2 protein-coding genes are annotated in these 5,092 nt (G+C 33.2%); both read left to right on the forward strand.

Features of this window, described 5'->3' with window-relative positions:
* Positions 1 to 2,503 (forward strand): type ISP restriction/modification enzyme (locus tag ACFILT_RS09315; RefSeq protein WP_375679976.1); only part of this gene is annotated, 2,503 nt, incomplete at its 5' end.
* A gap of 1,692 nt (positions 2,504 to 4,195) precedes the next feature.
* Positions 4,196 to 5,020: a hypothetical protein gene (locus ACFILT_RS09320; protein ID WP_375679977.1), complete on the forward strand. Its 825-nt coding sequence runs from the start codon at positions 4,196 to 4,198 to the stop codon at positions 5,018 to 5,020.
* Positions 5,021 to 5,092 lie beyond the last annotated feature (72 nt).

Raw genomic sequence — 5,092 nt, forward strand, 5'->3', positions numbered from 1 at the left:
TTTAGCTGAGTTGGATAAAACCGATATCAAGCAAGAGTCTTTAGAACTCCAAGGGTTTTATAACAGTGTAAAATTCCGCGCTTCTGGGATTACCGAACCCCAAGCAAGACAGAACCTTATTATCAAACTCTATGAGGATTTCTTTTCCAAGGCATTTAAAAAAACCACGGATAGGCTTGGGATTGTTTATACGCCCGTTGAGGTTGTTGATTTTATCATTCATTCTGTTGATGATGTGTTGCGGAATGAGTTTGGCAAAAGCTTGGGGTCACGTGGTGTGTCTATTCTTGACCCTTTCACGGGAACAGGGACCTTTATCACACGGCTTTTACAATCAGATCTCATCAAACCAGAGGATATGGAATATAAATTCCGTCATGATATTCATGCCAATGAAATTGTTTTGCTTGCCTATTACATAGCAGCGATTAACATTGAATCGACTTATCATAGTATCATGAAAGGTGAAGATATCCCTTTCAAGCATATTGGTTTGACTGATACGTTTCGGATGCTTGAAGAGAAGAACCTTCTGCAAAAATTATTCAAAGAAAACAGTGAATATTTAGAGCATCAAAAGAAACTGGATATTAAAGTTATCTTTGGCAATCCCCCTTATTCAACAGGTCAAAAAAGCGAAAATGATAATAATGCAAATGTAGAATATGAAATACTTGATAGAAGTATCCAAAATACGTATGCACTTAAATCTCAAGCAACATTAAAAAGAAATCTCTATGATAGCTATATTAGAGCGATTAGGTGGGCAAGTAATCGCTTAAGTTCCCAAGGTGGTATTGTAGCTTATATTTCTGGAAATGGATGGGTAGATAAAGCATTTGCTGATGGCATGCGAAAATGCTTACGAAATGAATATTCTTCTATTTATATCATTAATCTTCGTGGTGATATTCGAAAAAATATAAAATCAAAAGAGCTATCAAAGGAAGGAGGCAATGTGTTTGGTTCTGGAAGCCAAAATGGAATAGCTGTAACGATTTTTGTGCGCAACCCAAATAAAAAACAACCTTGTGAGATTTACTATCACGACATTGGTGATAATCTTTCTACCGAAAAAAAACTTGAGATGCTTCAAGACTTTGGTAATGTTGGTGGCATCACAAATAAATCAGGTTGGAAAATAATTACACCGGATGAACATGGTGACTGGATTCATCAACGTGATAACAATTTCAAAACATTTTTAGCTATAGGCGATAAGAAGGGATGTCATTTCAGACTATTTGAAACGTTTTCTCTTGGAATTGTAACCAATCGTGATGCTTGGACGTATAACTCAAGCCATGAAACTTTAAAGAAGAACATGAGTAATATGATTGCCTTCTATAACAGTGAAGTGGGACGATTTAATGAAGCTTATACACATGCTAACCGCAAGATACGTACAAAGGCTGTAAATAATTTCGTTGATACAGATGAGAGAAAGATAAGTTGGAGCTATAATGTTAAACAAGAATTAGTAAGAGGAAAAATTTCTGAATTTGAAAATATATGCCTCACGCAAAGTCTTTATCGTCCTTTTACGAAACAATGGCTATACTACAACCGTACTTTTAATGAGAGAGTCTATCAAATGCCGCGGATATTCCCTATGGGAAAAGCTGTTGAAAATAAGGTAATACAAATTACAGGTACCGGAACTCAAGCAGGTTTTTCTGTTTTGATGAGTAAGAATCTTCCCAATCTTGATGCATTGGATAAAGGTCAATGCTTTCCAAGATATTTTTACGAAAACACTAGGATCTCAAAAGGTAAAAGTAAGCAACAATCCCATTTATTTGCGAATTCTATAGAAGACAGCAAAACAGCTGGTTTACAGAGGCATGATGCCATTACTGATGAAGGATTAGCACATTTTAAAGCTGCTTATCCGAATGAAATAATCACTAAAGATGATTTGTTCTATTACGTTTATGGTCTTTTGCATTCGGAAGATTACCGTGCTCGTTATGCTGATAACCTCTCTAAAGAATTGCCTCGTATCCCTTGCGTAAAAACTGCTGATGATTTTTGGAAGTTTGTGACAGCAGGGCGTGAACTGGGTCATTTGCACATGAATTATGAAACTGTAGAACTTTATCCAGTGACCTTTAAAAAGGGCAATCCAAAACAGACAGAGATCTCTAATCCCGAAAAATTCTATTATGTAACTGAAATGAAATTCGCAAAAATTAAGAATAGTAAGGAAAAGGATAAATCAACTGTTTTATATAATAGCAATATCACAATAACAGATATCCCTCTTGAAGCTTATGAGTATATCGTCAATGGCAAGCCTGCTCTTGAATGGGTTATGGGGCGTCAATGTGTTAAGACTGATAAAAAGAGTGGCATTGTGAATGATGCCAATCGCTATGCTGTTGAAACCGTTGGCAACCCTGCCTACCCTCTAGAGTTGTTTCAAAGGGTTATTACCGTAAGTTTAGAAACAATGAAAATCGTTAAGAACTTACCAAAATTAGAAATAAGAGAAACTGAATAATTTATAAAGCATGCTCACATAATGGGTATGATAACTCATAAGGGGTATAGAGCTTATAACCATAATCTATACCTCTTTTGTTAAGTTGATTAGATACAATCCTAATATGCGTTATTCTAAAAATAAGGCTTTGTACTTTAAACACTCTTATTGGGATTGCTTTAAGACTTTTAAGAAACCCACTCTTAAAGTGAATTAGATTTTTTTACATTGCCTTTAAGAGGTTATACCGTAATCTAAAATGAGTGCTTTATTGTTTTCAAAAGCTTTGTTTAAAGAGAGTTATATGTATTCATTTTGCTTATAGGTTTTGAAGGTGTAAAAACCGTCAAAACCCCCTCAAAACCTATATTATTAGTTGAATTTATAGGTTGTGTTATCAATATGGGTTGTTTTTTTAAGATCTCTAAAATGCTAATGTATTGAAATATAATAACTTTTATTTTTCTATTTTAAAAAAATATATAACGGGAGGTAAAAGGAACCCTCAAAATACTCAAAACTCATAACCATAATGGTCTTGATACATTTCGTATGAGTTACAAGCTATCTTTTGAAAGGCTTTAAGGATCATACGCTTTTTATAAAGCACGTTGTAATCATTCTCTAAATCATAAGGTTATCATTCAAAAGAACTAATAAAATTCATAAAAAGGATTTTGATAACGTAATCAGTTTTTACTTTCATACGCTTTTCATAAGACACGTTTTAATCACTCACTAAAATGATCACTTTTGTCGGTTCAATTTACTGACACATAACTGACATATATATATTATTAATTGTATTTAAGGTTGTACTTTCGATATGGGTTGTATTTTAAAATGTTAACATATTGATATATAATAACTTTTATTTTTTCTCATTAAAAAGAATAATAGAGGGTCTAAAAAGAACTGACAAAACTGACACAACTGACAAAAGCCTATTAAAAAGGATTTTGCTAATCTTTATAATTATCGATCTCTCTTTAGATGTTTTCATAACAGTCTATAAATTATAATTATCCTATTTATCGTTTCTCTTATGAAAATGAAAAATGATGCCATGGTTATAAAGAATGCGTAAAAACAGCAAGGTTTTATAATCATAATGCAAATGAAAGCATTGGTTATAAAGACCATCTCTATAAAAAGCTGTTAAGTTGCAAATGTGTTATAAACAAAATTCACAAAAAAATTAAAAACCATTTAGTAAAAAATCTGATAGGTTATAAAGATAAAAATACGCATTATGAGAGCGTTTATAAATATTATAAATGTATAGATTCAAAAAAGAAGCCAATCGTTTCATAAATCCCATAATATAGCCTTAAAAGCACATAAATATAAAAGAAGCTATTCATAAGCATAAGATATTATAAATACACAACGTATTTTAAAAATACAAAAAAATATTAAAAAAGATAAAATATTATTTGACAATAAATACGTATTTTGGTATATAAATAATCAAGTGATCAAAACACTTGTGATTAGCGGATAGATTACGAAACAATCTTTCCAAAGCTTTTAAAAACTGGCTATCTTTTATGCTTTTGTTAGTATATGAGAATTTTGTCGGGTGTGGTTATGCCATACAATACCCATTTATGGGAAAAGCATACAACGGACTAATCACCGTGTTTTGAACGCCCGACGCCCTTTATAGGGTGTCAATTTCAAAACAATTTTGATTAGAAAGAATTTAAAATGAAAAATTCTCAAAATACAATTTCCTCTAACATTTCAAATGAAACCGCATCTGTTAATCAACAAGAGCCTGTAAAAAAATATGAACTTACTAATGAAAACCGCGTTGTTAACGGTATGACTTTACACCGCATTAAAGCTTTAAAAGATTTTGATGATGTCAAAAAAGGCGACCTCGGCGGCTTTATTAAAGATGAGAGTGATCTGTCTCATAAAGGCAATTGCTGGGTTTATGATGATGCTATGGTTATCCAAGCAAGCGTTTCCGAAAATGCTAAAATACGCAATAATGCTTGTGTTGTGAATTATGCTAGGGTTTATGGTAATGCCGTGATTAGTGATAAGGCATGGATTTTGAGTGATAAAGCACGTGTTTATGACAATGCAATCATTAATGGCAATGCAAAAATTGGTGGCTATGTTTTTGGCAATGCCGTTGTGAGTGATAATGCCGTTATTACTGAAGGGGCTCTTATTTACGATAATGCCCGTGTATATGAAAATGCTCATGTGAGTGGGCTTGTGTTTAATGATGCCCATGTCTACGGTAAATCACGCCTTGCTCCGTGGTCAAAAGCTTATGGCAATGCTCATGTTTTTGATAAAGCTATAGTTTATGATGGGAGCAATATTTATGACAATGCCAAGGTTTTTGGCTCGGCGCGTGTTGGTCCTTTTGCAAAAATTCATGATAATGCTCATGTGAGTGGCAAAGCACAAATTTGCCAATTTACAACGATTTATGGCAATGCTGTGCTTAAAGAAAATAAGAAATTTTCTGAAGATGTCTGTGGTTTTGATCAGAATATAAATAACGCTGCGTAAATAACGCGCGGTCGCGGGCGGGGGCGCCCCTCTTTAAAACATCTCATTTTAAAATTTAAATCTCTTTATAAA

The sequence above is a fragment of the Bartonella sp. AP7XZML genome (genome assembly GCF_042195745.1).
In the GTDB taxonomy this organism is placed as follows: domain Bacteria; phylum Pseudomonadota; class Alphaproteobacteria; order Rhizobiales; family Rhizobiaceae; genus Bartonella.

What these genes read in the sequence shown, in the direction of transcription:
- ACFILT_RS09320 (WP_375679977.1), top strand. Translation starts at nt 4,196, where the DNA reads ATGAAAAATTCTCAAAATACAATTTCCTCTAACATTTCAAATGAAACC.